Source organism: Enterococcus mundtii, from assembly GCF_002947535.1.
Taxonomy (GTDB): Bacteria; Bacillota; Bacilli; order Lactobacillales; family Enterococcaceae; genus Enterococcus_B; species Enterococcus_B mundtii_B.
The window spans coordinates 1-24,321 of sequence record NZ_PUAP01000022.1; the positions used below are offsets into that span (position 1 = coordinate 1).

Annotated in this window: 28 protein-coding genes; 2 read left to right on the top strand and 26 right to left on the bottom strand. The window is 37.5% G+C overall.

From position 1 onward, the window contains the following. A partial coding sequence (locus CUS89_RS07175; RefSeq protein WP_104871602.1) for an SHOCT domain-containing protein occupies positions 1–791 on the top strand: 791 nt, incomplete at its 5' end. A 96-nt stretch (positions 792–887) separates the two neighbouring features. Next, positions 888–1,193: a DUF5960 family protein gene (locus tag CUS89_RS07180; protein WP_104871603.1), complete on the top strand. Its 306-nt coding sequence runs from the start codon at positions 888–890 to the stop codon at positions 1,191–1,193. Positions 1,194–1,837: 644 nt separating this feature from the next. Here CUS89_RS07180 and CUS89_RS07185 read toward each other — a convergent pair. The 26 genes from CUS89_RS07185 to CUS89_RS07315 form a co-directional block, all read right to left on the bottom strand. Then, positions 1,838–2,116: a hypothetical protein gene (locus tag CUS89_RS07185; RefSeq protein ID WP_104871604.1), complete on the bottom strand. Its 279-nt coding sequence runs from the start codon at positions 2,114–2,116 to the stop codon at positions 1,838–1,840. Beyond that, positions 2,109–2,657 (bottom strand): hypothetical protein, encoded by a 549-nt coding sequence (locus CUS89_RS07190; protein ID WP_104871605.1) that lies wholly within the window; start codon positions 2,655–2,657, stop codon positions 2,109–2,111. Before CUS89_RS07190 ends, CUS89_RS07185 begins: the two co-directional genes overlap by 8 nt. A gap of 3 nt (positions 2,658–2,660) precedes the next feature. Continuing rightward, positions 2,661–3,095: a hypothetical protein gene (locus CUS89_RS07195; RefSeq protein WP_146103409.1), complete on the bottom strand. Its 435-nt coding sequence runs from the start codon at positions 3,093–3,095 to the stop codon at positions 2,661–2,663. Positions 3,096–3,245: 150 nt separating this feature from the next. Continuing rightward, positions 3,246–4,238 carry an N-acetylmuramoyl-L-alanine amidase gene (locus CUS89_RS07200; RefSeq protein ID WP_104871607.1) on the bottom strand — a complete coding sequence of 331 codons (993 nt, stop codon included), beginning with the start codon at positions 4,236–4,238 and terminating at the stop codon, positions 3,246–3,248. Continuing rightward, the gene (locus CUS89_RS07205) at positions 4,238–4,492 is read right to left on the bottom strand and encodes a DUF5960 family protein (RefSeq protein WP_104871608.1); all 255 of its coding nucleotides are present in this window, start codon (positions 4,490–4,492) and stop codon (positions 4,238–4,240) included. Before CUS89_RS07205 ends, CUS89_RS07200 begins: the two co-directional genes overlap by 1 nt. Beyond that, positions 4,482–4,901: a phage holin family protein gene (locus tag CUS89_RS07210; protein WP_034687909.1), complete on the bottom strand. Its 420-nt coding sequence runs from the start codon at positions 4,899–4,901 to the stop codon at positions 4,482–4,484. The genes CUS89_RS07205 and CUS89_RS07210 overlap by 11 nt, the downstream gene beginning before the upstream one ends. A 75-nt stretch (positions 4,902–4,976) precedes the next feature. After that, complete coding sequence (locus tag CUS89_RS07215) at positions 4,977–7,196, bottom strand: BppU family phage baseplate upper protein (RefSeq protein ID WP_104871609.1); 2,220 nt, start codon at positions 7,194–7,196, stop codon at positions 4,977–4,979. 10 nt (positions 7,197–7,206) lie between these two features. Further along, a complete protein-coding gene (locus tag CUS89_RS07220) occupies positions 7,207–8,301 on the bottom strand; it encodes a metallophosphoesterase (protein WP_104871610.1) in 1,095 nt (364 codons plus the stop codon). Further along, complete coding sequence (locus tag CUS89_RS07225) at positions 8,267–9,310, bottom strand: BppU family phage baseplate upper protein (protein ID WP_229078362.1); 1,044 nt, start codon at positions 9,308–9,310, stop codon at positions 8,267–8,269. Before CUS89_RS07225 ends, CUS89_RS07220 begins: the two co-directional genes overlap by 35 nt. An 11-nt stretch (positions 9,311–9,321) precedes the next feature. Continuing rightward, the gene (locus tag CUS89_RS07230; RefSeq protein ID WP_104871611.1) at positions 9,322–12,141 is read right to left on the bottom strand and encodes a phage tail spike protein; all 2,820 of its coding nucleotides are present in this window, start codon (positions 12,139–12,141) and stop codon (positions 9,322–9,324) included. Then, positions 12,138–12,926: a distal tail protein Dit gene (locus CUS89_RS07235; RefSeq protein WP_104871612.1), complete on the bottom strand. Its 789-nt coding sequence runs from the start codon at positions 12,924–12,926 to the stop codon at positions 12,138–12,140. The genes CUS89_RS07230 and CUS89_RS07235 overlap by 4 nt, the downstream gene beginning before the upstream one ends. A 9-nt stretch (positions 12,927–12,935) precedes the next feature. Continuing rightward, complete coding sequence (locus tag CUS89_RS07240) at positions 12,936–15,878, bottom strand: tape measure protein (protein WP_104871613.1); 2,943 nt, start codon at positions 15,876–15,878, stop codon at positions 12,936–12,938. A 327-nt stretch (positions 15,879–16,205) separates the two neighbouring features. Further along, a complete protein-coding gene (locus tag CUS89_RS07250; protein ID WP_104871615.1) occupies positions 16,206–16,553 on the bottom strand; it encodes a tail assembly chaperone in 348 nt (115 codons plus the stop codon). Positions 16,554–16,595: 42 nt separating this feature from the next. After that, positions 16,596–17,102 carry a phage major tail protein, TP901-1 family gene (locus tag CUS89_RS07255; RefSeq protein ID WP_104871616.1) on the bottom strand — a complete coding sequence of 169 codons (507 nt, stop codon included), beginning with the start codon at positions 17,100–17,102 and terminating at the stop codon, positions 16,596–16,598. After that, positions 17,103–17,501, bottom strand: coding sequence for a phage capsid protein (locus CUS89_RS07260; protein WP_104871617.1), 399 nt, complete (start codon positions 17,499–17,501; stop codon positions 17,103–17,105). It abuts the gene before it with no gap. Between the two features lie 8 nt (positions 17,502–17,509). Continuing rightward, a complete protein-coding gene (locus CUS89_RS07265; protein ID WP_066025442.1) occupies positions 17,510–17,851 on the bottom strand; it encodes an HK97-gp10 family putative phage morphogenesis protein in 342 nt (113 codons plus the stop codon). After that, entirely contained in the window at positions 17,844–18,173 is a 330-nt protein-coding gene (locus tag CUS89_RS07270; protein ID WP_104871618.1) for a hypothetical protein, read from the bottom strand. The genes CUS89_RS07265 and CUS89_RS07270 overlap by 8 nt, the downstream gene beginning before the upstream one ends. Beyond that, positions 18,170–18,508 carry a phage head-tail connector protein gene (locus CUS89_RS07275; RefSeq protein WP_104871619.1) on the bottom strand — a complete coding sequence of 113 codons (339 nt, stop codon included), beginning with the start codon at positions 18,506–18,508 and terminating at the stop codon, positions 18,170–18,172. Before CUS89_RS07275 ends, CUS89_RS07270 begins: the two co-directional genes overlap by 4 nt. A 40-nt stretch (positions 18,509–18,548) precedes the next feature. Then, positions 18,549–18,818: a hypothetical protein gene (locus tag CUS89_RS07280; RefSeq protein WP_104871620.1), complete on the bottom strand. Its 270-nt coding sequence runs from the start codon at positions 18,816–18,818 to the stop codon at positions 18,549–18,551. 10 nt (positions 18,819–18,828) lie between these two features. Next, complete coding sequence (locus CUS89_RS07285) at positions 18,829–19,935, bottom strand: major capsid protein (protein ID WP_104871621.1); 1,107 nt, start codon at positions 19,933–19,935, stop codon at positions 18,829–18,831. A 14-nt stretch (positions 19,936–19,949) separates the two neighbouring features. Next, positions 19,950–20,342: a hypothetical protein gene (locus CUS89_RS07290; RefSeq protein ID WP_104871622.1), complete on the bottom strand. Its 393-nt coding sequence runs from the start codon at positions 20,340–20,342 to the stop codon at positions 19,950–19,952. A gap of 13 nt (positions 20,343–20,355) precedes the next feature. Then, on the bottom strand, positions 20,356–20,976 hold the full coding sequence (locus tag CUS89_RS07295) for a DUF4355 domain-containing protein (protein ID WP_104871623.1): 621 nt from the start codon (positions 20,974–20,976) through the stop codon (positions 20,356–20,358). Between the two features lie 283 nt (positions 20,977–21,259). Next, complete coding sequence (locus CUS89_RS07300) at positions 21,260–21,529, bottom strand: hypothetical protein (protein WP_104871624.1); 270 nt, start codon at positions 21,527–21,529, stop codon at positions 21,260–21,262. 1 nt (position 21,530) lies between these two features. Then, a complete protein-coding gene (locus CUS89_RS07305) occupies positions 21,531–22,484 on the bottom strand; it encodes a minor capsid protein (protein WP_104871625.1) in 954 nt (317 codons plus the stop codon). Positions 22,485–22,499: 15 nt separating this feature from the next. After that, positions 22,500–22,730: a hypothetical protein gene (locus CUS89_RS07310; protein WP_034687930.1), complete on the bottom strand. Its 231-nt coding sequence runs from the start codon at positions 22,728–22,730 to the stop codon at positions 22,500–22,502. Further along, positions 22,702–24,318, bottom strand: a complete 1,617-nt coding sequence (locus tag CUS89_RS07315) for a phage portal protein (protein ID WP_104871626.1) — start codon at positions 24,316–24,318, stop codon at positions 22,702–22,704. The genes CUS89_RS07310 and CUS89_RS07315 overlap by 29 nt, the downstream gene beginning before the upstream one ends. Positions 24,319–24,321: the final 3 nt, after the last annotated feature.

Consider the following 24,321-nt stretch of genomic DNA (forward strand, 5'->3'; position numbering starts at 1 on the left):
ACAGGATTATGGACTTGACTGGAACGGATATGGGTTTATTTGGTAAAAAAAATGAATTCGATATTGAAATTCTGAAAAAAAAAGCAGTGCAAAAAGAAGAATTTACAAAACAGGAATTTAAATTTTTTACAAAAGAAGTTGGAACATCACCTAGTGCGTACGCTTTGGACCAAAAATATCTAGATGGATCTAGGGAAAAAAATAAATCTACCTCAGATAGAGAAAAGAGATTTTCTGCCTATTCTCCTACTGAGAAGGTAGGTAATTTAGTACATTTCGATGATATAAATAAAGTCTTAAAGTTTCAAAATGGAATGTCTCTCAAACCAAACTCCGCTTTAGCATACGAAGATATAGTAGATTTTGAAATTATTGAAGACAATAATCAAGTTGTAAAGAGTGGGTTAAGCACCGCTATAGGCGGAGGAGTAATTTTTGGCCCTGCAGGAGCTATTGCTGGCGCTGTCATCGGAAAAGGTAGAAAAGGAAAAGAATATGTTGAAAAGTTACAAGTTATTTTAAAAATGAAAAATGGTCAAACAAAAACAATTAGTTTTATTTCTACAAAATCAAAAGTTAAATCTCTTACCTATAAAACTTTAGAACCGCAATTCCGTGAAACTGTTCTTAAAATTGAATCTATCATTAAGCAAAATTTAGCATTATATGTAGAAACAGTATCACCTACTTCATCAACTGACGAAATAAGAAAATACAAAGAGTTATTAGACGATGGAATTCTTACTCAAGAGGAATTTGATCTGAAGAAAAAGAAATTATTAGGTATATAAAAATTGATAAAGTCTGCACAGCAGGCTTTTTTCTTTACCTTCTGTTCGCTTTACAAAAAGAACGTAAGTTCGTAAAATCGAACAAGGGGGAGAGAAATGATAATCCATAAAGAGGTAATGTTGTGGTTCTTTCATGATCCAAAGAAAAAATTCGAAAAAGAACTATATAAATACTGGAATTCCGAAATTGATTTCAAACTTGTAGAAAATAAGCTGTTAATCCACTTATACGAATCAAATAAAAACTATTTTATGCTACCTGCTTCTAAGACGAAAAATAATATGAAAGTATATTTTTTATTCGATATTGTCACAGATGTTCCTAATACAAAATTGCAGCATCAAAGGTATGATTTTAAGAAACGTTTGTTTTTAAATCCTGAGCTGGTCGAGTTGGCATGAGTAGCTGCCTGTTCAATTAAAAAAACACCCACTCGAAAAGAGCAGGCTAACTTAGGATAAAGAATGTTCTGAATGTGGATACTTAAACTTTACTATCATTTTAATTTAGATTCAAATAAAATTTTCTTTTATGTACTCCGCTCCAAAGAGCGGTTTGTGAAAAAGCATTGTTGTTAGGTTGATACAATAAGGTTACTATCTTTTAATCAATTATTCAACTTATATAATCATTTTGTTGTCTAAATTACGTATGTTATAATTAATAAAGAGAGTATCGATATGCACGCTGTAGACTTCCCCAAAAGTTTTAGCCATCGATACTCTCTTTTCATAATTATGCCTACAATTAGTTTAAGGTTAACCTAATGTTAATGCAAGCGTTTTGTTTTTATGTTTTTAAGATTTTTCTATAAAAAAAAAGACCCACTCCGGAGAGTGGGCGGGTATTAAAAAACGAATTCTTAGTATTGAGGATAACTTAAGGTTACTATGATTTTATTTATTGTTCAAGTCATGAGCTTTTTTGTAGTCAGTAAAATGTTCATTCTTTTATCAATTCTAAGATTACACTTGATTATCTAGAGGAGTTAGCAAAGTTAATTGAAAAACAAAAAAGACCTCGTCTAAGGATAACTGGCTGAGGATTATTTTTTTGTTTCCTCTTCTATGACAACTTTTTCACTTTTAAAAACATACTGTATCGATTTATACATGACATATAATACAAATAGAACAATAACAGTTGTTAAGAAATTTTTATAGAATCCATTCTCAATATCATTTAACAACTGAAGAAGAAAAGTTCCTCCTAAAATCAAAATAACTACAACAAATACAGTAGTGCTTTTAAATTTTTTGATTTGCTCTATCCCATGCCTAACCAGTGTATCTTTTGCTTCTTTAATTTGTTTTTCTTCAGCCATTTACATACCTTCTTAACTTAGGCACTAATGTAGAAAAACCAAAAAAAGAGGCCGGTACAGAAAGCTGAAATGAAATATTTGAAAATAAGGGAGCGATTAGTATCAATACTCCCATAGCTATTCCAACATAGAATAAACTATTTTCAATTTGCTGAATTTTTTTTATTTCAGTAATCATTTCAGAATTCACATCCTTATTTTCTTTGACATTATCAACAACGAAATTTAAATATCCCGGATTCGCTAAAGATTTAGTATTTATCTTGGTTACTTGATTTACATTTGTAGAGCCGTAACTTTCGTTTAAAATAATTTTTTTTTGATAATCATTCGATACTACTTTGGGATTATTATTAGAAGTACAATTAAAGCTCAAAACAACTAGTCCAACTGCAACATATTTACTGATTTCTGTATGTTTTTTTTTGTTATAATTTATTGATTTTTCGTTGCTGTTTTCAAAAATAGAAATTTTGGGACTAATAATCTCAGAATTTTTTTCATCATAATCTAACTTAGTAATATTAGTCAATGTATTCATCAATTACATTTCCTCTAGAACATAAACTGCAAATTCTTGCGAAATTACTTCATCGTTTAGTGTCACTTCAATCTTGTGTAATCCCTCATGCCTAAATCTAAAATTCCTCATATCAAAATTGAGATTCATATTATAATTAATCATTTGTTCTTCGGAAATAGCAGTTGTAATATCTTGATAAAAGAGTATTCTTTTATTAGGATCACTTTCTGATTTATCTAGAATTTTTACAGTTAATTTGTTAATTTTTACGCCTTTATAACCAGTTAGCAATATAGTTATTGTAAAGCTATAAAGTGTAGGGATACCAGGCACACCAACTCCTAATGACGGATTAATAAGGACTCCACGATGTCCTTCATTTTCATTTGGAGCTTGAAATTCATCTGAAATAATTATCTGCGCAATTTTATTCATATAGCCCATCCATTCTTTCAATAATACTCTCTATAAAGTACTTTATAGAGAGTAAATTTTCATATCATAAACTTGCTTGTAATACAAATATATCATCTAAAATAGAGTTTTACAATATAAAAGCTACATAATAAATTGTTTAATACCTCCTCTCGTAATGAGAGGCTTTTTTTATCTCTTAGGAATCGTCAAAACATACTCAGGAAAACGAATATCAACTGTTTGTCCATTGATCGTATTTCCGTTCGGATCGTTTGTGCGTCGTAACATCGGAAAGACTCTTTTCCCTGCAAATTTACGAATATCCAATGTGCCATCCAAACCAAATCGTAGGCCACTAGGTAATCCATAGGCTGCATTCACATCATCTCTGATAATACCGGCTGACCGACAACGACCAATTTCGACATCCGGATTGTCTGCATCCATCCAGAAGACATATCCTTGATTTAAATGAGCTGCACCGTTGATTGGCACTAACCAAGCACCAATTCGAAAAATACCAAGAGATAGCTCATTAAACACTTCTAGCTTACCTACATAATTACCAACGGTTTTTGGTGGGCTCCCTAAGATAATTTGATCATGTGTCTGTGGTGTCGCTTGAATACTACCACTTCCGCTTGTGTTGTAGCCAAGCACATTCATCACCGCATGAATTGCTTGGTCCATGTTCTGATCTAATCGGCGCATGTCATTTGCATTATCGATAAAGCACCACTCAATTAATAGCACATTTACACCGCTGTTCGTGTTTCTATGAACGAATAAGCTAGTTGTTGCTTTCGCTCCTCTATCCACAATACCCAGCGCCTTAGCAATTGCAGCGGATACTTCTGCGGCTTTCTTGCGGGCTTCTTCATTTCCTGCCCAGTACCACACTTCTGCACCTGTCGCTTGTCCATTGAATGCATTCAGATGGTTCGTGATTGCCCAACCACCGCCAGCTGAATTCATCGCATTTACTTGGTTCTGTAAATTCTGATTTACTGTAGTTGCTGACTGATCGCTTGTATTCGCTACTGAAGCGATAGCCTGCATTTTCTGTGTAATCGTACGAACTACATCCGCTTCACGTCTACCATTTCCAACTGCTCCTGGGTCCATCCAGTTGTTCCCGCTTTGCCGTCCGCCATGACCGCCACCATTTGATCGAATTGTCATTATTTGCCACCTCTTCCTGTGTAGAACCAATCCAACATACTTTCATTTGGATTGTCTGTTTTTTCTCGGTCCTTTTGTTCGAAAACAAATTTTTCATCTTTATTAGTTTTAGTAAATTCTGCTGGAACAATAAATACTGGTTCAGCAGAATGGTTTAATGTATGCGCTGCATCCTCCACTACTGTCTCGTCATTTTGGATTTCTGGTTTAGCTACTTCGTTATAGTCAGTAAGAAATTTTTCTTTATTCCGCATCCTTTTCTCCCCCTAAATTATGTTTTTTACTTTCTTGCTTTTCTGTAGAGTCTTTCAACTTGCTAAATCGATCTTTTACAAAATCCGGCACATAAACGCCTAATTGTCCCAAATTTTCAATGACAGATATCCCATAAACCGCTATATAGGATAAAACAAATGCTGTGGCGACACCTTCAAAATTCATAATTTTTAAATAAGGATAAGTAATCAACACAAGAGCCACAACTAACAAATGTTTCACTACCCCCATTAACCCCTTTGTACTATTCGCTTCTTTTCCGGCAATTCCTTTACAAATACCTGTAATAATATCTGCAATAACAATCCAGACAAAAATTTGAATATAGACATTGCTGACTAAATTTTTAAACTCTGACAACAAAACTAAATTATCAATAATCACCATGTTTCCACCCTTCTCTCTATTTGTTGAACACAAAAAGCGCACCCCTTTTGAGCGCGCCTAGTTAATCATATAAAATCAATTTTCCTCTACCTTACTATTTGTTGTTGGTGCTGGCGCAAAGACTAGCGCAAAGCCCCTGACTGCTAATCTTTTGACAGGTGTAGTCGGTGAATCGATAAACCGGACAATTGGTTGTCGAGCATCATCGAAATTATTCGACACTGTAATATGATAAGCTCCAAATCCGCCATCTGTATAATCCGGTAAGCATGAGCCACCAATCCAAATGTATCCGCCGAAAATATTCGGAACATCTGGATAAGTGAAACCCGTATGACCATCATTTCCAACGCGAATTGTACTTTCTCTGCCCCAACCAGAGGGATTTGAAAAGCCCAACGTCTCCCAAGTTAGCCATACGCAACCGCCTAAATACACTGCACCATGATTATTATATTTGTCAGTGGTTACTGCCTCTGCATATTCAACTCCCACATTGATTCCATTCGAAAGCAAGCCACCATTAAATTTTTTCAATGCCGAAACTGTTTGAGGAGTGGTTAAATCCATTAAACTTGTCGATGCTTCAGTTTTTGTCAGAAATAATTTCTCTTGCTCTTTCTCGCTTTTCTCAATCTGATCTGCCGTACGTCTCTCAATGTATTCCTCAGTGATATCCCAGCTGTAATCGTTTGGATTATTACTATCTTTAATCCCCTCACCAAAGTATCTATGCTCAGAAATATTCGGAGTGGCTATATCACCTTTTTCTATTTTTAATGAGTCAATCGTTACTTGCCCCATTGTTGCTTGAGGAAATTGATAAATTTGTAACGTGCTAGGTGAAGCACTCCCATTCAAGTTAGCAGATGTTGGCGTGAAAGTGAGTCTCCATGTATCTGCTAAACCTTCAACTATCTCCATATCTCCAATGTTAGAGGTATTATTCGGACCAGTCGTATATACTCTAAATGATTGTGTGCCTGGCTTTCTCCCTTTCAAAGTTAAGGTATATGTTTGGTTAGCAATAAATGGTTCAATCATTTCAGCAGAATAAACTAAATACTGTCGGCTGCTTATCGGGAAAGCTTGTTCTTTATTTGCTAAATTTTCATTCAATGGAAGCTTTGAGATCTGATAAGGTTTAACAAGTAGGTTCGGTTGATACGGTGTAGCATCTGCACCTTCTTCTATTTTTAGCTTTCTTATTTTAAGTGTTCCTGTTGGGATTGTCGTGTTACTTACCGTTTGCCAAGTAAAATATAATACTTTAGGCTCACGGCCTTGATAATCTATAGTTGAAGTCCCTTTTACCATAACCCATGTATTTCTAGGCACATCACGTGGTAATCGTGAAGTTTGTATAAGAACTTGTCCACCATCTGTATAAGCATAGTTAGCAAAAACTTGTGTAACATCTCCTGTATAATCAGCCCCCACATACATTTCGCAACTCATCGTATATTGTGTTTTATCCTTTAAGTACACACTTGTTTCCGGATTAGTATTCCATTTGACTAATCTTCCACTACCGTCCATTACAACGGTATATTCACCATTCTCATATGTTAGCGCACCACCTTCCCCCCACTTAAACGTATCTGAGTCAGCAATAGCTATGTTAGGGTTGCCGCTAAAATCATACATAAAAAAATCAATGCTGTTCGAATACATCCTTTTGAATCTTCCGAGATTCTCGACTTGTTGACTTGCTTCATTCACTTTGTCGACAAGTTTTTCTACTTCTTCATTCATAGTAACTATTTGTTCATTGGCATGATCAACAACTTCTTTCACGTCTCCAAGTAGTTCTTCAATCACACCTGCCGATTCTGCTTTCACTTGTTCAAGTAACTGTTGGAAGTCCTTGAAATAGTATTCGCCGTTTAATTGAATATCCCAATCGATTACTGACTTTTCTATAGTAAATGTAAATGCTAAATTATCTGTATGGCTACCATCAGGGAAATCAATATAAATATTCGCATCCACTTTTCCTTCATACGAAAGTAGCATGTCGGGGATTGGATATTTTACAATTCCTTCTAGATAACTTTCAGTTATGATTTGATGATCAAAAATAGGAAATTCCTTTTTCTCATCCCCAGAATAAATGAACATCAACAGACGAACCGTTGCTCCAAATAAATCAGTTGGACGACCATCTTGATCTTTGATTTGAAATTGTAATAAACCAGCATTTTTATCATAAGACTGAAAAGTAAAGTAAGTGATTTCTGTTGCTCGACTGACTGGTTTTGTAGGTACAACAATTTCTCCTTTTTTTCTCGCCATTTTATCCCTCCTAATACGTGTATTCTCGATCAGTGGCTCGCCCAAAACCAAGAATGCGAACTTTTCGGTGAGCTGTATCGATTTCTAACACAGCAAATGCATCTTCTGCTACCAAACCTAATTTGCTATCATCTCGAACAAATGCACAATCAAAAACCGTTGAATAATATCCACCCATTTCATTCGTAGAATAAAAATACTCTTCGTGTCGATGGCCAGCAAATAAACCAACTAAATGACTCTCTTTTCGCTGTGTAAAATCGACTGAAAAATCAACGACAAAATCACTTAAATTGGAATGTAGTTGTGTACTTTCTTTGTTGATGAAAGCTGTGAGTAACGCTTTGAGTAGTTCGCCATTTTTTATCGGGTCTGTCGTGACCGTTTCTGGCATCAATGGAACATGACTAAAAATTGCCACATGATAGTCATCTGGCAAGGTTCCTAAAGCTTCTTCTGCAAGCCATTGCAGTTGTCTTTCTTGAAGGGCATAGCTCCATTGATCGACATATTTCAGTGTGCCATTTTGATTTCTAATTAAAGGGTTATCGATCATATCAATAAAAACCATTCTGATTTTTTTCTGATGAAAATCTTTGTAATGATACTGACCATTCCCATAAAATTTACCTTCTTGGTTTAAATGGTTTTTAAAGATTTCCAACTGCTCTGCACCAGTCATAATATCCTTTTCAAACACGTTATTTCCTTCATTATTCGAATCTAAAATAGCAGAACCTGAGTCATGATTTCCTCGGATAATAAACTTATTTGGGTTATTTCCTTGCGAATATCGTACACAGTAGCGTTCTAAGTTCCGGACATTGATTGATTTGTCTCGATGTTCGCTATCCACGTTGTCGCCTAAAGCGGCAATAGCGTCTAAATCATTTTGGATATATAAAACATTATTCAGATTTTTCATTGATCGATAAGCTTGAGTTCGCCAAGTTCCTTCATCAAAGTGTGAGTCTGTAACGATACCTACATTGAATAATTTAGGATCAAGTTTCTCACGTAACTGTTCTAATGCTTCTACAAAGTAAAGCCGAGGCAACGTGTTCTCGGCTTCATCTGGGAAATTCGTCAGCCGTTGTCCATGCACCTGTCAACGAATGCGTTCTGCTCCCATCCATACCAACTTGTAAATCTATTCTTCCGTTAGTATGCACTCGACCAAAACCTGTATCGAACTTTGCAGGAATATAATTGACAATAGCTGTTTCTGTTGTAGGTCGAAAGCCCTCAGGAAGATTTAAGGGAGAAAATGTTGCATTGTTTGCAGATATAGCATTGTCTAACGTACCTACTGAACCGTTAAATTGCACTGAATCACCTATACGTGTTACATACGCATCTCCCCACTTTACGCTTGATAACTCGTTGACTGAGAAATGCCGTGTCACCATGTTTGCATCATAAAACTCTTTTGTTGCTTGAGGAGTCATTAATTTAGTACTGTTTACGCCTAATTTAGCTTCTTCATCGGTTGCTAAACGAGCACTTGTTTGTTGAGTAACCCGCTGGGGAGTCATAAACTTATTCGAAACCACCCCTTGCTCCGCATCTATTTTTGAAGCAGTGGCGAAATTATCAAGTTGATTTGTTCTCCCGTCAATTTCAGATAGTTGATCAATTAGCCCACTAAAGTCTTTGTTTTCAACAATACCTGCAATAAGGTGTTTGTAGCGTTTATAGTAATCAACTAGTTCTTGTAAATCCCAAAAATAGTTTCCTTCCCATATGTTTTTTCGTATGCCTGGAAGGACCCGATAGGTAAAACGCATGGTACTGAATAAATCTGATTCGGGTTCATCACTATTCGCAAAGCTAAACCATGCGTTAAATTCACCTACCTTTTGCAAAAAGGCATCATTCAACTGATACGATACACGGCTACTATCATAAAAGACCGTGTCTACTTTATCTCGAACCTTATAAGTCCCGATTTCCGCATTAAAAAAGACCACTTCGTTTTCAAACTGTAACAACTGTCCGTCTTCGACAATTTCAGCTTCAAACGTATGACTATTTTTGTCATCTTGAATGATCCGAACTAATGGAATATTATTATTGGGTTCAGTCGTGCTTAACACCATTTTATGTTTTGGCATGGCTCTCCCTCCTAAAAATTAATATAATTACGTGGATTATGGAAACGAGCATTGGATGAGGGATAAAATTCATCCATGAATTGAAAGTGAAGATGTTCCCCAGTAGATGGTCCAGTTGTTCCCATTAATCCTAATTGTTGCCCTTGTGAGACTTTTTGCCCTGCAGAAACGTCTACTCGACTTAAATGGGCGTACCCCGTGTAAATACCGTCTGAGTGTCTGAGGACTACATAATTACCATACCAACTAAAATATTCGGCCCCAGCAACAATGACCTCTCCCTCACTCGAAGCAAAGATAGGTGTATTCGGATTGTTATTCACCAAGTCAATGCCATTATGGAATTCTTGAGCACCGGTGATAGGGCTTTCTCGCCAACCAAATTCACTAGTCACTCGAACTGGCGCGCTAATTGGCGTAATATATCCAGCTGATTGTGGGATAGATAAATCTTTAAATCGGTTGTACCAATTAGTTGACCATCCGACTCTTTCAGGGTGATCATTTAATGGTCGCTCAAAATTCTTTTCGAACGCTCTTGTTGCGGTCGCGATAGCTGTAAGGTTCATAAACTGTGTCCATGTATAAGGATAAGCGTTGGTCGCAATCCATTGACCATTGGGAGCATGCCACATCAACAATTGAAATTGTGCAGTGATTGTATCAGGATTTTCAGTGATTCCTGCTTGAGTCATTAAATTGATCATATATACACGACCACTACTCGCCCCTGTACTATCTGTCCACTGCCATACGCCATAACCGAATCCTGGCGCACCATTTCCTTCATCAGCAGTAGGATTTGCATCAGATTCTCCTTGAGCGTTTCCTAAAAGAGCTGCAGCGGCTTGTTGTGTGAATCCTGCACCGATTGCCATTGCCCAAATTTGCCAATAGCGTTTATCACGATCCGAAGTAATTTCTGGTGGGTACTGACCATTCCAACTACCGCCATTCCCGCCACCACTACCACCTCCGCCATTACTGTCTATCTTTACACCATTCACATATAATTCTTTCACATCTAATCTACCAGTCACTTGAACTTGATCGATTATCATATCTAGCCTTCTCTGAATCATAAATAGTTGATTCATCCCAACGATGATTCCTGTTCCGTTCCTCGCAGATAATCCAATAAACCGGTTATTTCCTTCAGTTCTCAAAAATATTGAATTTCCTTCAATTTTTTGTCCCTCTGGAAGAATAAGTTCTGGAAAAGGATTGCCGATAGTGGTCATGCCACCAACTTTCGAACCTTCATAAAAATATTCCATCCCATTTTTTGTCAACTCCATAATTTTTGCGCCATTGTTGATGGCTTGGATAATGCCATTAGCCATTTTCAATTGATCGCCAGCGCCATTGAACGAAGTTTCAAAGATATCTGCCCTAATCTTTCCGGCTTGAATAAAATTGGCATTAAACACACCCGCAATCGTCCATGCAGTTTTGAATTCATCGGTCCAGAAATCACCTTCGATAAAACCAATTCCATCTGAGTTCATAACTAAAAAATGGTCAGATGTATCAATACTTTTACCATTCATAAAAACCATCTGATACGGCTCTCTGCCGTCAGAAATACCAGTTTCTTGACCATTCATCAAAAGGATCGAACCACCATTTTTCCCTGCGCCACGCATGATGTCATCTTGAAATTTACCAATTTCGGTTGATTCGTAGAAAGTCATCTTATTTGATTCCAGATTAGAAATACTGTTCGAAATCTGCGCTGATTGTCTGCGTGCATCTTTGGTTAAATTGTCACCCAAATCGATTGAAGTCTGGCCAGTTAAACGGTTAATTCTCACTTTGAAGATTCTAGTACGATAGTGATAATTACGATCATGTCTATGAATCGTCACTGTATTTCCAATGACATCACTTCCTGTCACCTCAGCTTTAAACTGGGCCAAAGGTCTGGAAGCGTCCACCAATGTCTCATAAGTTTTTTGAAGTAGCTCTGTTGGATCTTCAATATCATCGAAAATTACAACTGTTTCTCGTTTCCTCATTGTTCCATCAGGTTGTGGAATACCAAATTTTGCAGTTGCTTCCGGATCTTCAAGCCAATTTTCTCCTAACGGTTTATCTAAAGGAGCGCCATTTGATTTTTTCCATTCTATGTCCGCAAATTCCAGTCTACGACCATAACCATCGCCGACTTCTTCTCCTTTACCACGACCAATAATTGAAGTCGCGATAGAACTACGATCTACTTCTTTGACCACAGAAAGTGCTTTACTCCCATAAGTAAACCGCATATTCGAATGCTTCCCTATTTGTTTATGCGCTTCAATCCATTTATCTTTAATTCCGTCTGAGCTTAGAGAACAACGAAAAGAAAACTCCATACCGAATGTTTGTAGTTCTTTCAAAGCCTCTCGCACAGAAACGTAGTAAAAATTGGTGGTGATTGCTGGTAATGTGGGGGCTACATATTCAACCCGCCAATTATTATCAGTAAATTCCATTAACCGATCTAGCAACAAGGACACTGGCTGTCCACTTGGCCTGATATCTCTGATAATATAGCCATCTAGCTCATCAGGCGCAAACCCAATCCCCGTGAATTCCAACATTTCCTTCGGATCATTTGTTTTAATTATTCGATACAACGAAAATGACGATTCGCTTTCACGAACCGCCATAAAACGAGCATCTTCAATTTCTTTATCGTAAGCCACTGTTACATATAGAACGTCTTTCATTAGCTCACTTTGATCCTTCGTTATTTCCTTTTCTTGAGTGACTTCAATTAGTTTATTTTTGTTTTTTCTTTTGATCATTTTTTGTAGATGATCAAAAAAATAGACTGTTTCGTTCAAATTGTCGCCCCCCTGTAAAAAACTTTAAGTTTTCCATTGTTGCAGACAACTTTTTGACCTTGTCGCATAACAAAATTCTCAAAATCAGATTCTAAATCAATGACAGATGTGCAGTCTTCATCGTTAACCATTAGTTTTTCATCCGCAAAATCAAATACTAATTGATCTCCTGGTTTTATCACTGCATTAGTCACACTAATTGTTTGTTCCCCATTTGTAATTCTTATAGCATTACTCTTTTCTAAAGTAACCTTTATCTTGGTTGGCGTTATTGGAAATCGCATCGTATTTCCAATATAACCATCCGTTACAACTTCTCGTGTGTACTTTAACGGATCTGCGCAATAGATGGTAAAAGTAGATATAATGGAATTAGAATCACCTGCAACTTTATCTGCCGTTGCGTAACGACCATAATAGTAATAATCACTTTCATCTCGAAATCTGATCTCCACATCCTCTGTTCGATACAAAAAATTCAATAAATCTTTGAATTTGAATTGAAGCTTTTCTGGATTGTTATCTTCTAACTTATACGTAACAGAGATTGTCCTAGACGGTAATGATTGATTCGTTATAAATGAGCCGATTTGGATCCCTTGTTGCTCAATTTCCAGAGACAACATCTCTCTCCCTTCAACCTTCAACGTTTGATACCCTTCCACAAGATCTTCTAAGTACATTCCGTCATACATCATTGCAGAGGTAGGAAGGAAGCGGTTAGGATTTTCTCGATTAATCGTTGTATCATTAAATCCATACATCTTATTCTCCCATTTCTCCATATTCCCCTCCTAAAATTCTAAATTAATTTCTGCACCTTCGCCCATCGCTTGCGCGATATCATCGACAAAATGACGGAATGATTGTTTCCCTACATTAACATTAAATATCGCCGGTTTAGTTGAACCACCCATATTCACATTATGTTCGACCTGAGTAGAAATACTGCTATTGGCTTTTTGCAAATTGGAAGCTAAGTCAATCTCCGGTGAATTATCAAAAGTGTCCGTAATGATACTAGTCATACTTTCAACGGTACTTTGGACTTCATCAAATCCCGATGTGAGACCTTTGTTTAAGCCCTCCATAATCGCATTTCCCGCCGGAATCAAAAGTTTTCTATCATACTGTATCGGTCCTTTGTTTTCTCGAATCCAATCACCAATTCCGCCAACAAAATCTTGAACTGCTTTCCAAGCATTCTGTAGCCCTTCTAGAAAGCTATCCATGATTGCTTTCCCAGCTTCCCACAGATTAATTTCTTTAAGCGTGTCGAACAATCCAGTAACTTTTCCAACGGTATCGTTAACGGCATTTACAAGTCTATCCCAGATTTCTTGAACACCATTGACCATACGATTAAATATGTTAATGGTCCCTTGTTTTAGATTTTCCCAACCTTGGACAACGCCATCCTTTGTCTGCGTCACTAAGTTACTTATCCACTCTTTAAAAGTATTCCAAATATTTTTTGATCCTTCGACTGTATTATTGAATAAATCAATCGTACCTTGTTTTAATCCTGTCCAACTATCAATAATCGTTCGGACGATGGTATCAATCGTTTCAAAGAACCATGTCTTTAGATTTGTCCAGATCTCAATTGCGCTATTTTTAGTATCTTCCCATGTTTGAACAATCGATTGCTTCAGCCCTGTCCACATTTGTACGGCATTGTCTTTTATGGTTATCCATAAATTAGCGAAGAATGATTTCACTTGATTCCAGATAATATTCGCTTGATTAGAAACCTCAGTCCAGATGTTAATGACCGATTGTTTGAATCCATCCCACAACAGTAATGCACTGTTTACAATGGTGCTAATATATACGGTGAATATATTTTTTATCGACACCCAAATATTTTGTACCGATTCGACCAGTATTCCCCATATCATGTCTAAGTCATCTTTCATTTGCTGAAAGTCGCCAGTAATTAAGTTGATAATGAAAAGCAATGGCGCAGCAATCAATGCTTTGATAATTTCAAAAGCATTTAAGATAATATTTTTCACTTCGGCAAAAATTGATTTTACTGCATCGATGATATTAGAAAATACCTTAGAAAAGTTTGAGACAAAAGGCCCTATATATTTCAATATAAAATCAAGTGAGCTTTTAATTTGATCAGCTATTGCTTTCCAAATACTTGATGCTACATTTTTCAAGTTATCCCATTGTTTATTGACGCTGGAAATCATCCCATCAACTATATTTAAGGTGCTTTGCTTTATGTTTTCCCATGCTTCAGACGCCGATTGAGTAATATCTGACCATAAATTGGTGAAAAAGGAAGTTAGCTTACTCCATTTTTCTCGGACAAAACTCGCAGCGTTTTCCGGTGCTTTTTGTATAGTTGTCCATGCTTTATCTGAAATATCCTTAATCCCATTCCATAGATCACTAAACCATTCATTCGTCCCGCTCCAAGCTTGTTTGAACCATTCTGAAATGCCAGCCCAAATATTTTTAATCCCTTCTACTGAGGAGTGAACTATCTCCTGGATACTTTTCCATAAGCCAATCCAAAAATCTCGGAACGCTTCACTCGTACTCCATAGATAAATAAAGGCTGCAACTAAAGCACTAATCGCTGCAATTATCCATCCTACAGGACCCATAAAACCTGCTAACATAGCAATAGTTGTTTTTAACCCAACCGTTGAAAGAATAGTAAGAGCTGTATTAAGCATTCCAACTATTTTGGTTATTGTTGCTATAACTTGAAGAGCTACAAAGTATCCCTTCATCGCTAATAACCCAGCTCCCACAGCTACCATCAAGGGCATAAGGGGTTTGAGAATATTGGTTAGTTGTTTTATAACTTCGACAACCGGTGGAATGGCATCCCTAATGGCTTTAAACGCATTAGTTATTATTGGTTTTGCTTGGTCTATTGTAGCGGCAATAGCATTGAAATCCTCGCTTCCACCTAACAACAGGTTGATTTCTTCTAAGATACCAGCGATTCCGTTTTTTACCGCTGTTTTTAAGTTTTCAATTGAAGTCGCAACACCTTTAGAGTTAGCTTTAGCCAACTCAGCACCTTCTGTCCCAATACCATACATTTCAATCATCTTATCGTTGAACTGATCGAATGTTATCGTTCCTTCTTTTAACGCATCATACAAATCATTTTTTGCAGCCGCACCTGCCAAACCGAAGCTGTTTGCCACTTGTTCTAAGGACAGCCCCATAGTATCGGTTAAAGAGTTCCAGGATTGCATGTCCACCTTGCCCTTAGCCAACATTTGGGTGTATTGAGTTAGCCCTCTGCTTGCATCTGCAGAACTTGCACCACTGGCCAAGAACGCATTGTTTAAAGCGATTGCGGATTCTGTCCCTTTGTCTAAATCTCCAGTGGTCATCGTTAAACTTTGTGCATTTTTTACAATATCGTCTAACGTAGTTGGCAAACCGTCGATTCCTTCAGTTAATTTAGTCATTGATTGGTCTACTTCGTCAGTTGAATATCCCAGTTGCCGCATTATGTTTGGGTACTGTTTCAATGTATCGAAACGATCAATGGCTCCGCCTAATGAGTTTGTAACAACACCAATAGCCGAATCAACCAACTTAAAAACCCCGACACCTTTTGCGATGTCGAGGATAGAAGTGTTTGTTTTCTTGGTATTATCGTTAAGGCCGCCCATTGAGTTGTCTGCGTCCTTCATTGTAGATGTGAAATTCCTATCAACTGCTGAGAGGATTGCTTCGACTGTAAATGATTCCATAGTTTTCCTCCTTTCCTCAGGAGTTTACAAATCTAGGTATTTTTTCATCCTTGCCCAAGATTTTGTTCTCAAGTTTTTCTTTGTTAAAGAATTTTTCGAAGGTATCAAATAAAGGAACCTCGTATTTACCACGTTTTTTAGTAGCTGTGACTTGCCTATTCGCCCATGCCTGGTAATGTATAAGCTCTTGTTCATCTAACCTTTGGAGACGATAGGCAATAAGCCTTGTTTCATATTCCGTCATTGTCATTCGATCGATGTCTAGAAAGTCAGAAATCCCAAGATAACGCAGACAATTTATTTGGACAGTTGTGTAAAAATCTTCTTCTATTTGCTGTTTTTGATTTTGTTTTCGAACGTTATTGTCTTTTTCTTTGTAAATTCCGACTTTTTTAGTTCATCAAGAACTAGATCGAATAATTTTTCTGAGCCCATTTCACCAACCAAGGCAATCAATTCTTTTTCAGCAACTCGTGGTGACTCTGTTGCGTTTGCTACTTTTAATATTTCAATCAGAGTTTCGATTTCCTCATTAAAGAAATTGATTAAAGTAGAATCTAGCCCCAGCTTCATTGTCATACCTTGCTCTACCACTGAATATCTACGGTTCATTTCTTGGATAAAACCAAATCCAAAAATAAACTTGTATTCTTTTCCGTTAATCGTTAATTCCATTTATTCATCCTCCTAAAAATAAAAGCACCCAATTAAGAGTGCCTAGCCTTCTGGTGTTTGTTTTTTTGTGTCCGTAAATGCATATTGCACTGCATTTTGTTGTTCAGTAGTCAGTGTTGCGTATCCATCTTGATGGACCATTTGAACAGCGTATTCGATACTTACTTCAACATTGTCTTCAGCAGCTGCCGATTCTTCATAATTTGAAATAAATACTTGGAAGTATTTAGCTGCGAATTTATCTGTGTCCCCTTTTTGTGGATCTAATTTATCAATAGCCCAAACTTCAACTTCTTTATTTTGCATAAAAGCGTCATAAAGCATCTTAATTGTTTTGCTATCTCGTTCATATAAAGCAGTCGAACTAAAAGCATATTCGATTGCTCCAATATTTTGCGCAGTTCCATCTTTTGTTTCCGTTGCATCAGTACTTCGAGACATTCCAAGTGTATGTTCAGTTTGATATGTTACGATTTTTGCATCTTCTTCTGATTGCTTATCCAAAAGTCGATACAAAAGGACAACATCAATTCCTTTTTTTAGCGCCATTTAAATTCCTCCTGTTTGCTTAAATTCAAGCGATAATCTTGCTCTTTTAAGCGGTGTATTTGTCGAAACATCATCCAAAATGCGAATTCCGCTTGTTTGAATGTTTAAGGCCCAAGAATAGCCGTCAGTTTCTTTTATTTGCATAGCAGCATTAAAAATATTAGCTCCCATGTCTGATATTTCTTTCCTCTTCTTTTGTAAACCCCAAACTGAAATTACAAGGGTTACATTTCCGAGTACATTCGTTTTATTGATTCCATAATCTGTATCTGTTCCTTCAAATTCAACAAATGGATAACCCACTTCATTCAAAGGTTTAAAGTCGTAGGCTTGATACCCCAAACTTGTTACAAGCTTGAACATTTCATCAAAAATATACTGGTCTCTTGTTTTCATCATTGTTATCCCTACTCTACGAGGCGTTTCAGATCTTTTCTGAAAGCTTTTTTCTGTTTGGTAAATGCTGGATATATAAAAGGTTGTTGTGGAGTAAACCTCGTTCCGAACTCAACATATCCCGCATATTCTGCTGTAGCACGAATCCTACCAGCAAGACCGCTTGGATCAAGCGTTAATTGAATACTCCTCTCAAGAAATCCAGTATCGACAGGAGCATTAATTTCAGCTTCGGTTTGCATTTCCGCAGTGTTTAGTTTGACTACTTCTTTGATGTCCTTTAATGTTGCATTTTCCTTTAGCTTTTTACTAAGGGCATCTATTCCATAAATGCTTACGCCTCTTCTAACCATCCTTAAAAACCTCCTGAACAATAAAAGTATTTTTCAATCGAAGATTACGCTCAGTGATAATCTCAAATTTCTCGTTTTTTCTCCTTAACTTGTTAAAAATTAAAACGTAATCCCATTCTTTTGTATAAGGTCTAAGCAAGCGAATGACTTTAGCTCCTTGTTTGATATCTCCAAACAAATTCTTTGATCGGTCAGTTCCTAAATCGGTAACATTACCTAGTTTGACTGTTTTTACTAAAGTTGGTTCGACATGTTCGCCCAATTCAGGATCATAATAGCCATCTTTTTCGATAACGAAAGTTACTTCTGTGTCATATCTCATAAGAACCTAGCCACTCCTCTACGAGGAATGCTATTTTCTCTTTGCTTCTCTTTATATGCTGATATGTCATCTTCAAACTCATCTAAAAGTTTTCCGTAGGAGATTGACTCCCCTTCCTGCCCATACGAGCTCATCCCCTCGTTACCTTTGCGGTTAAATCGTTTGATCGTACATTCAACTACGATATAGTTTAAAGATGCGGGAACACTCTCTAAGAAGCCCAAACGCACACATAACTGGTTTGAAATTCGCTTGATAAAGTCAGCAAGTTGGTTATCCAGTTCTTCGTTATCAACTTCGAGCGACCGTTTCACTTCTTCTAAGGTTTCGTTCATGACTGCCTCCTTTCAAAAAATAAAAAGGCTAGTCGAATGACTAACCTTCTTTTGCAGTTTCTAACAAATTTTCATAATCAGCTTTGACTTTGGCATCTTTGTAATCCACTCCAAGCGCATCCAATTCAGCTTTTAAATCGTCGATCGTCAGCTTGACTTTTACAGGTTCGATAAACTCGCCGCCTAAACGTGCGAGATTAGCTTCGATTTCATCTGCACGTTCTTTTGTGATGTCAATCGTGCTATCGACTTTGTACAAGTCTTTGGTGTGGATGTCTTTGAATTCTTTCAACACTTTATATTGAGCCAATTAAATCACCTTACCCTTCTGGAATTGTTTCAAGAATGTACACAGCATTTGCTTGCTCAAAAGAAGGAAGCGAGATCATAGAAACTTTTGTCTCAACATTTACTGGATCAGCTTTCTTCATAGTCGTAATAGCAACACCAGTATCGACAACTGATACATTTGCTACATTCGGACTAGACATCAAGTCGGACTCTTCTGGAGTAGTACCAAACCATGTTTTGCCCAATGTTTGAGCTGGCAATAAAACAAACGTATTATCTGGGATAAATTTATTCGTACCATTTGAATCAGTGTAAACTTTATCGTAAATAACGATCTCTAGGTTAAACTCTTCTGAAATGTAATCCAACAAAGCTTGTTTCGATAATTTAGCCGCTTGAGCATTGGCATTGTTTCCTAAAATAGTCGCTTTGATCGCTGCATTTTGACGTAAATAGCGGAAAGTCTTGCTATTCATAATGGCACGACTTGGATTCACGCCTTCTTCTTTCAATACAGAAATAGCTTTATCGATATCTTCTACTGGATCAGCATTCGCCACATCACTCCATGCAACATCAGCATTTCCCATGTGGTTTTCAGGTAAGTCATATTTGATTACATGATCTTGTCCATTTTCTTGGATTGTGATTGCTCCAGTGGTTAATAGTTCCATACGCATGATTTCACGACGTACTGCAGCACCACGCAACAAGTCTGTAATATCATCAAATACACGATTTACAACTACATCACGATATGCTGGGTTATTTGTTTGGTTAATCATATTCAACTCTTGGCGCAACTCTTCGTCAATGTAGTAAGATTCTTTGAAGAAAATCATTTTTTGGATCAATTCTTCAAATCCGGCACGCCCACGTGGAATAACATCAGCGTCTAATCCAGAAGGACGCAACGCTACTGGAGAGCCAGTCTTTCCTTTCAACCAAGACAACTTCATGCCTAGTTGTTTATCAGCAGGGAACAACTCTTCGCCAAGATAAGGCTGTTGCTCATTCGCTCGTTCTGCCCAATAAGTGGCAATGTTTGGTGCTTGCACTAGGTCAAAGATATTAAGCGTTGCAAAGTACTGTAAATTCATTTTCATTAATGTTTCTTTATGGATTTTCACTTTCATTCTTCGTTTCCCCCTTATTTATTGCGTTTAACAAAGTAAACTTTGCCGTCTAACGCTTCTTTCGCTTCATCTACAATTGTTAAAGTATCTTCTAAACGGAATTCATTGACTGCACCGAAGTATAGTAATGTACCATTAGCAGTCGTAGCACCTGTATCGAATACAACGTCATGCATTAATACACCTTTTGTGCCTTCAGCTACTTCTGCGGTGTTCGTTACAGTCACAACTGCTTGCTCGTTGGTGAAAGGATCACCACCACCGACTGGCGTACCAGCTGGGATATATTTCTTACCCTGTCCGTTTGTTGCTGTGACCCCTGTTGCTCCAACTACTACTGATAAACTCTTATAATTACTTACATCAGCTAAAATTTGATTTTTTGAACCAAAAACTCGTTTTTCCATTTGTTAGTTCCTCCTAATTTTTAAAATAAGTTTGCTTTGGCGTTTCCACTGTCGCTTTTTTCGCCAATTGCTTGCCGTATTCACCTTGTACCGATCCGCCGGTTCCGCCATCTAAAGGTACTCGACCACCTAGTTTGCGCTCGTATTCCGCTTTGATTGCTTCACGTTCTGCTTCAACAGATGCTAAATACGTCTTCACGTTGCTTGACGTAGTTTCAGCGTCTTCCGACACAATCAGTCGAAGCATTTCTTTCGTAGGCTTAGCGCCTTTCTCAGACAGCATTTCGCTTGCTTGTTCAGACATCTTGGATAGCACTTCTTTACGTTCGTACTCAGCCAACTTTGCTTCAAGTTGTTGCTTCTCGTAATCTGCTTTTTCCTTGTCGTCCATTTCGGCAAGTTTTGCAGCTTCGTCTTTTTCCTGTTGTTGCTTTGCTTCCCATTTAGCGAATTTCGCTGCAATGATTTTGTCAACTTCAGCATCAGTGTATTTTTTGTCAGCTTCTGTTGGGTCTGAACCGCCTTTTTCTTCGCCATCCACAGTTGTATCTGATGTATTATCCGGAGTTACATCAGTTGTATCGTCTTCTGCAAAGAATTGTAAGTTCATTGGTAAAAAGTATTTACTCTTCATGTTTGTTTCTCCTTCCATATCTTTTAACGTGGATAAATGCTTGCACTTCCATAGCTTTTAACGTCTTCAATGCTTAGACAAAAATAAAAAGCCTTTAGTTTATAAGCTAAGGCTTTATTCGATCTAAATTTATATGCTTAAAAATAGGCGGTTATCTCTGGTGTACATGGGCGAGAATGCTAGGATTCGAACCTAGGTGCCGCCTGTCACCTACCAAAGCCCCCGATAATAAAGAAGCCTTTCCCCAATAGACTAAGGCTTCGCTTTAAATATTTTCACATACTTATTCTGATTCAATTTTATTTCTTAATTCATCCATATGCTTTTTGATTTCCTTGGTTAATCGTTCTTTCTTCTTCGTAAGAAATGGGGTGTTCTTTTGTTTATTCAACAAAGCTTTGATTTTAGGATTTGTATAAAAGAAAGTTGACCGATACCCACATGATTGACATTCAGCGTAATGATGCTCTACATTGTCTGGTAATCTGTCACTTTTTTGTACTAGCGGTGTGTAATTGCCACATTTATTGCATACAAACAGTTGTTCAGACATTTTATAACCCTCTTTCTTTTAACATCTTCTCAAAAGCAATACGATCAACGTAAGGTGCTGTACTGCATCTACAAAATGGATGCATCGGAGCAGCATTTGTTCCAGGTTCCATTTTATCAACATCAAATACTTTTCCGTTCAGTGGCAAACATATTTTACAAGCAGTAGGTTCAGAAATGAATGTGTACTTCGTAATATCAGCATCCCGATAGCTTCGCTCTTGGATACCAATCTGAACCCTAGTCGTTTCTGTGACCATCAAACGCTCAGTATTGAAACGAGTATTCTCTCTGCCTTTTTCAGTAAGGAATCTCTTTAGTTCAGGTGCCAACTGTTTAGGATTACGTCCTAAAGTCACACTACGTACCAACAACTTATCCAAATCAGCTTTCAGCTCTGCTTGGTACATCCAAAGCCGTTCGCTAAACGTTGCGAAGCCATCCGCTCGAAACGAACTATTGATTACTTGCTCTACTAGCTTGGCATAACCGCTTTTAGCGATCGTCATTTCTAAGATTCCTGCTTGACGTTGCAACTCTTTCAAACCAGCGCTAGTAAGCTCTCCTGAGAAATACTTATCCATATCGTTGAACATAGCAATCAGTTCAAGTCCGATATTCGCTTTTAGCAATTCCAATCGATTAACACGCATCGTAAGATTGTATAGCTTTAATTCCTTATTTGCTGTCGGAGAGAAGTCTTTTTCTTTAACATACTTCTTAGCCTTGCGAGCAAATGCTTTTACATCCATTTCGTTAGCACGCTTCATTGCTTCGCTACGAGTGATTTTCTGCCCGTTGGAAAAACTGTCCCACTGCGCGTCTATCTCTTTCTGTATCGCATCCTGTGCGTATTGCAGATGCTTCTTAATCTCGTTCATGCGTTTCTTATCATCTTTAATCTGCTGTTCTTGCCAAGCTTTTTCACGCTTGACGAAGTAATCTTGTGATTTCACTTAATCACTCACTCCTTACCAAGCAAATCTAACCAGCTTTAATCCCGCTTTTTCTGAATGTACATCGGAATAGTCTTCAACAGTAAAACCACCCTCTTGAAATTCTTTTCGAATTTTATCATTGATTTGATCTGCTCTATAATACATCTCAGTTTTTCCCATTTTCATCGTTGCAGCGATTGCCTCTTTAAGCTTTTCAATATCTTTTTTTTGATACTCATTTATCAGCTGTTCTTTGAGATTCATCTTCTTCAACCTCCGTATCAGTTTCTTTATCACTATCAAATACACCAGAACCAGCTTGTTCCTTCAATCGTTTCAGTTCTTCTTCAAACGGAACACCAGTCAAGCGCTCAGCCATTTCGCACAACGTTTGATCTGATACGATGCCAACCATCCCTGCAATAACTTTCATGATTTCTTCATCTGATTGCGGGACATTTGGTGTAAATTGAATTTGGATTTCGTTTACTTTATTGTATAGTTGCTCTTGTTCCTGTTCATCGGAAACAAAAAAGGCTTTGACTGTATCAATCAAGCCTTGAGGTTTATTCAATTCATCTTTGATGCTCCAAGAGTGAGTGAGCAATCGTAGACGGCGCATAATAGCTTTCTTGACCATACGCTCTTTATTCTTGCGATCGTTGTCTGATCCCCAGCCTTTGAATCGGAATCCGATGCCTGACTGGTTGGACCCTATGTTCTCGTCTGTAAAATCAATAAGAGATGTGAATCGTAAGATATCCGCAACTGTTCGACTGTCATTAGCTTCCATTCCTGCAACGTCATACTCTTTCTTTAGATAATATGCATCCGGTTCAGCGCCTGCTATATTGCCGTCATATATTTTCTTATCACCTAAAACAAGCATTCTCGCTCGCATCATAGCTTGGAGTATATCTAACTTGCTGTTGTCACCTTGTTCATCGTCTGCAGTATCAGGGTTTCCTTTAATAACCAAGTAAGCTTCTGATGAATCTTGTTGGAAGTTCGCCATCTCAGAGCGAGAAAGATCATAGGCATCTATGGAATCGAGTACACGCTCAAAGTCGCTCAAACGTTCTTCGTTGTTGATCCATTCATTAACCTGAACCGAATCAAAGTAACTCTCAGCAATTCCGCCATCTTCAATTTTGGCATGCTCTAAATCATCATTTTCTGCGATTAGATAATAATTGAATCCGCTGTTTGTATATAGTTCAACTCGTGTCCACGACTTATCTAGGTACTTTTCTTTATAGTAATGAACCCCGCATAATGAGTTACGATCTTTGGTGTTGTCATAGATGACGAATGTTTGTTCTGCGTCAAACTTAGCTAGTGTTTCCTTACCGTATTCATCACGTCCAATCCATTCATACGCTCTACCTAATCCAATCATATCTCGACCCACTAACTGATTGTGGTAGTCTTCATTCGATTGACTAGCAAATGTGTTGATTTTTTCTGCAATCGCCTGATCCCCACTGTATTTCAATGGGTTCCCTAGCAACACACCTAACTTAAATGAGACGATAAAATCTGCAAAGCCACTTGCTATACGATTGTCCGATCTACCTTCTGGTTTGTTCGGACGATAATTGATGTTGTTGTCTCCTAACATATAACGTTTCAGTTCCTGCAACCTTGGCACTTGCTTGGCTCGATGGTGTTTGATGAACTCAACAATCATCTTCCAAACGTCTTCGTGTTCAAAGTCGATTACCTGTTCGACTTCGCCAGTACGCTGATTCAGCATCTCTCTTTTCGGTAATTGATTAACCGGCACTTTATACACATGGTTGGCTTCATCATCAAATCGTTTGCCACTTAAAAGCTGAATATTCTGTTCCACTTT

Excerpts from the sequence above, each read along its gene's own strand:
- CUS89_RS07205 (WP_104871608.1), bottom strand. The coding sequence starts at position 4,492 with ATGCGGAATAAAGAAAAATTTCTTACTGACTATAACGAAGTAGCTAAA.
- CUS89_RS07215 (WP_104871609.1), bottom strand. The coding sequence starts at position 7,196 with ATGGCGAGAAAAAAAGGAGAAATTGTTGTACCTACAAAACCAGTCAGT.
- CUS89_RS07235 (WP_104871612.1), bottom strand. The coding sequence starts at position 12,926 with ATGGAGAAATGGGAGAATAAGATGTATGGATTTAATGATACAACGATT.
- CUS89_RS07190 (WP_104871605.1), bottom strand. The coding sequence starts at position 2,657 with ATGAATACATTGACTAATATTACTAAGTTAGATTATGATGAAAAAAAT.
- CUS89_RS07290 (WP_104871622.1), bottom strand. The coding sequence starts at position 20,342 with ATGGAAAAACGAGTTTTTGGTTCAAAAAATCAAATTTTAGCTGATGTA.
- CUS89_RS07200 (WP_104871607.1), bottom strand. The coding sequence starts at position 4,238 with ATGACAATTCGATCAAATGGTGGCGGTCATGGCGGACGGCAAAGCGGG.
- CUS89_RS07210 (WP_034687909.1), bottom strand. The coding sequence starts at position 4,901 with ATGGTGATTATTGATAATTTAGTTTTGTTGTCAGAGTTTAAAAATTTA.
- CUS89_RS07260 (WP_104871617.1), bottom strand. The coding sequence starts at position 17,501 with ATGATGAAAACAAGAGACCAGTATATTTTTGATGAAATGTTCAAGCTT.
- CUS89_RS07185 (WP_104871604.1), bottom strand. The coding sequence starts at position 2,116 with ATGGCTGAAGAAAAACAAATTAAAGAAGCAAAAGATACACTGGTTAGG.
- CUS89_RS07310 (WP_034687930.1), bottom strand. The coding sequence starts at position 22,730 with ATGAATCTCAAAGAACAGCTGATAAATGAGTATCAAAAAAAAGATATT.
- CUS89_RS07300 (WP_104871624.1), bottom strand. The coding sequence starts at position 21,529 with ATGTCTGAACAACTGTTTGTATGCAATAAATGTGGCAATTACACACCG.
- CUS89_RS07295 (WP_104871623.1), bottom strand. The coding sequence starts at position 20,976 with ATGAAGAGTAAATACTTTTTACCAATGAACTTACAATTCTTTGCAGAA.
- CUS89_RS07250 (WP_104871615.1), bottom strand. The coding sequence starts at position 16,553 with ATGGAATTAACGATTAACGGAAAAGAATACAAGTTTATTTTTGGATTT.
- CUS89_RS07180 (WP_104871603.1), top strand. The coding sequence starts at position 888 with ATGATAATCCATAAAGAGGTAATGTTGTGGTTCTTTCATGATCCAAAG.
- CUS89_RS07265 (WP_066025442.1), bottom strand. The coding sequence starts at position 17,851 with ATGGTTAGAAGAGGCGTAAGCATTTATGGAATAGATGCCCTTAGTAAA.
- CUS89_RS07275 (WP_104871619.1), bottom strand. The coding sequence starts at position 18,508 with ATGAACGAAACCTTAGAAGAAGTGAAACGGTCGCTCGAAGTTGATAAC.
- CUS89_RS07225 (WP_229078362.1), bottom strand. The coding sequence starts at position 9,310 with ATGCCAAAACATAAAATGGTGTTAAGCACGACTGAACCCAATAATAAT.
- CUS89_RS07270 (WP_104871618.1), bottom strand. The coding sequence starts at position 18,173 with ATGAGATATGACACAGAAGTAACTTTCGTTATCGAAAAAGATGGCTAT.
- CUS89_RS07240 (WP_104871613.1), bottom strand. The coding sequence starts at position 15,878 with ATGGAATCATTTACAGTCGAAGCAATCCTCTCAGCAGTTGATAGGAAT.
- CUS89_RS07285 (WP_104871621.1), bottom strand. The coding sequence starts at position 19,935 with ATGAAAGTGAAAATCCATAAAGAAACATTAATGAAAATGAATTTACAG.
- CUS89_RS07255 (WP_104871616.1), bottom strand. The coding sequence starts at position 17,102 with ATGGCGCTAAAAAAAGGAATTGATGTTGTCCTTTTGTATCGACTTTTG.